The organism is Variovorax sp. P4_D9 (assembly GCF_056401695.1).
This window is the reverse complement of sequence record NZ_JBFUIU010000927.1, coordinates 1-3,270: the sequence shown is the minus strand read 5'-3', so window position 1 is coordinate 3,270 and position 3,270 is coordinate 1. Positions and strand designations below refer to the sequence as shown.

4 protein-coding genes are annotated in these 3,270 nt (G+C 64.3%); 3 read left to right on the top strand and 1 reads right to left on the bottom strand.

The window, feature by feature from the left end:
- Window positions 1-807: helix-turn-helix transcriptional regulator (locus AC1DY5_RS48445; protein WP_478121471.1), on the top strand; the 807-nt coding region annotated here is incomplete at its 5' end.
- Between the two features lie 39 nt (window positions 808-846).
- Here AC1DY5_RS48445 and AC1DY5_RS48440 read toward each other — a convergent pair.
- The gene (locus AC1DY5_RS48440; RefSeq protein WP_478121470.1) at window positions 847-1,101 is read right to left on the bottom strand and encodes a hypothetical protein; all 255 of its coding nucleotides are present in this window, start codon (window positions 1,099-1,101) and stop codon (window positions 847-849) included.
- Between the two features lie 525 nt (window positions 1,102-1,626).
- Here AC1DY5_RS48440 and AC1DY5_RS48435 point away from each other — a divergent pair.
- Window positions 1,627-2,898: an alginate export family protein gene (locus AC1DY5_RS48435; RefSeq protein ID WP_478121469.1), complete on the top strand. Its 1,272-nt coding sequence runs from the start codon at window positions 1,627-1,629 to the stop codon at window positions 2,896-2,898.
- 48 nt (window positions 2,899-2,946) lie between these two features.
- On the top strand, window positions 2,947-3,168 hold the full coding sequence (locus AC1DY5_RS48430; RefSeq protein WP_478121468.1) for a hypothetical protein: 222 nt from the start codon (window positions 2,947-2,949) through the stop codon (window positions 3,166-3,168).
- Window positions 3,169-3,270: the final 102 nt, after the last annotated feature.

Genomic DNA, 3,270 nt, shown 5'->3' with positions numbered 1-3,270 from the left:
CTGCAGCGCCTGCGCCATGACGAAGGCAGCGCCCTGGTCATTCTGCGTGAGGGCCAGGAACTGGGCGCGCGCCGCGGGCTCCGGCGCGTGACCTTGGCACTGGCGGCCGAGGAGTGCAGCGGCCTGGCCCGCGCCGGGCGCCACGACGAGGCCCGGGTGGTCGCCGCACGCTTCGGCTTCGGCGAATTGCCGTGCGGGAACGCCATCCCCGGCCTGGTCGCCGACAAGGCCTTCCGGGCCGCCTCGCGCTTCCTGCTGCAGCAATCGCCCGGACAGGTCGCGCAGGCGCTCGACGAGGCGATCGCGTATTGCCAGCAGCGCGGCTTGGCGCACCGCTGGGTCGAGCTGCTGCTGCTGCGCGCGCTGGCTCGTCGCCAGGACGGTGAATGGGCCGGCGCCTTGACCGACCTGCAGCAGGCCCTTGCCATTGCGGCGCCCCGGCACTACCTACGCTTGTTTCTCGACGAGGCGGATGAACTGCGCCCGCTGGTCGAGCGGCTGGATCCGGAGCGACTGCGCGGCTCGGAGGCCGGGCCGCTGGCGCGCCGACTGCAGCAGTCGATGCGCAAGGCCGAGGGGCAGGGGGCAGTCGAATCTCCGGGCGCCATTGCCGCGGAAGAACTCACCCGGCGCGAAGTGGCCATCCTCAAGCGCCTGGAATCGGGCCTCAGCAACAAGGAGATCGCCGAGGCCATCTTCATCTCGGAGGGGACGCTCAAGTGGCATCTCCATAACGTCTACGGCAAGCTTGGCGTCAAGAACCGCTCCGGTGCTCTGTCCAAGGCACGGTCGCTCGGTCTCCTCTGAGCTCTCCACGACCCCGCCTCGCGCGCGGCCGCTCGTCGCTCAGAGCTCGACCGCCCGCGACCCCCCTTGCTGCAGATGCCGCCGCAACCATGCACGCATCATCGCGCGTCGTTCGGTCCCAGGGGATGCCGCGAGGAAAGCTTCGGCGTCCGTCCGAGACAAAGGCTCCGTCCGCATCACGGTGGTGGCCAACGAACGGACGCCCAGCCAAAGCATGCCGCAGTGCGCGCAGGAATTGATCGACAACTCGAACGATTCGACGCGGCCCAAATAGGCCTCGGCGGGATCGCGCATGGGCGTACCGCAGCAACTCCATTCAAGCGTCATGTCTTTCGGCTGCCGAGTCCCATACACCCATCCCGCGAACCGGGACCAGAGACTCGTATTCGCTCTCGTATCACCGCTTGGACGACTGTGCTCCGAACTCCCGTGCGTGTCTGCCACATTGACTTTCATGAAGAATCAAGAATCAAGGCCGAAATGGAGAGCGTACCAAGGTGTCCATAAAAGAGGCGCAAAGATCGAGGGCTCTCGCATAAATTTTTGCAGCTCGTTCKTCYGACAGAGGCAAGCGCGCCTCGTCTTGCTGATGCRGYGCCTCRYGCARGCGTCGAWCATGGCGCCMTGGATGCACAGTCAAAGGAACCCATCGCACAGGATCGCGAATAGAGAACTGTCATGGGAAAGACCCCGGTCAGTATCGGCCTCGGACACCTGCTGCTGGCTTCGCTGCTTTGCGCGAGTCAAATGACGATGGCTCAAAGCAGCGTCGAGCGGCCGGGCTTCAAGGCCTTCCGCTTCGACGAGGACTGGACCGCCATGCACGATCCGGCCATGCGAGCGAGCTTCCTGGACCCTCTCAAGTGGATACCGCTGAACGAAGAGGGGTCCTGGTACATGACCCTCGGCGGAGAACTGCGCGAACGCTACGAGTACTCGCGAGAGCCCGTCTTCGGCCTCGCTCCGCCGCCGCRCAACGACTACTTCCTGAATCGGGCCTTTCTGTTCGCCGACGTCCACTTCGGCCCCAACTTTCGGACATTCGTGGAGTTCGTCAGCGGCTATGCGCCCGGATGGAGCGGCTCGCCACCTCCCACGCAGAAGGACACGCTCGACATCCTGCAGGGGTTCGGCGAAGTGCGGCTTCCCGTGAGCGAAGGAGAGCTCTCGGTGCGGGCCGGCCGCCAGGAGATGAGCTTCGGCTCGTCGCGACTCGTCTCCGTGAGGGAAAGCCCGAACGTCAGGCGTTCGTTTGACGGCGTTCGTGTCACGTGGATCGAATCGAAGGATCTGCGGGTCGACGCATTCGCGGCCCAGCCGGTCGCGCCTCAGACCTGGAGTTTCGACGATCGACGCGACCCGACCCAGGATTTCTGGGGCGTCTATGCCACCACCGATGTGCCCGCCGTCGCGGGCCTGAAGGCCGACCTCTATTACATGGGACTCAACCGCCAGGATGCTCGCTTTGCCCAAGGTGTCGCGACCGAGCGCCGGCAAACCGTCGGCACGCGGCTGTTCGGAAGTCGCGCCAACTTCGACTGGAACGTCGAAGGGGTCTTCCAGTTCGGGACCTTCGGCACCTCCAACATCCGTGCGTGGGCTCTGTCGACCGATAGCGGCTATACGTTCTCCGACCGGACCTGGAAGCCACGCCTGGCTCTGAAGGCCGATGCGTTCAGTGGCGACAAAAACCTTCATGACGGAACTCTCGGCACCTTCAATTCGCTGTTTCCGAAGCTTCCCTATTTCTCCGAGGCCAATCTCGTGGCCCCGTCGAATCTTCTTGATCTTCAGCCGAACCTGACCCTGGCAGTGACGCCGACCGTGGAGGTCAACCTTGGCTGGAATCCGCTCTGGAAACAAACGAAGGCCGATGCGTTCTACGCGCCGCCCTTGACCCCAGTGAAGGGTACAGCGGGAACGCGAAGTCGCTATATCGGCCAACAGTGGACCGCCTCGATCGAGTGGTCTGCGACGCCGCGCCTCACCGTCGCCGCCACATACGTCCACTTCGAGCCGGGCGGTGTAACCCGGCAAGCAGGCGGCCGTTCAGGCGAGTTCTTTGCGACATGGCTGCAGTACAGATTTTGATCAGTGCTGCGCTTCCGTTGTGGCGCTGCTGAACCCGGAGAAGCTGACATGACTTCATACGCATGGCTTGTTCTGGTCGTCTACAGCGCGGTGCTGTTGCTGTTACTGCTGCTGGCCCTCCCGATGGGCCGCTACATCGCGCGTGTGATGGGGGGGCGGCTGAAGTTCGGCCGCCGCATCGAGGCCCAGGCTGGCACGCTGCGCGGCATGAAGAAGGACACCGTGGCCAAGAAGCTCACCGAGCCTAGCCTGGATTTCCACGCTGGGTAGTTCGCCTAACGCGGTGGCCTGTTCGTCAGGGGCTGGGGGTTACGCCGACATGCGCAGAGAGTAGCCCTTCCACCAGGGAATGGGGATCGCAGTATTGAGCAA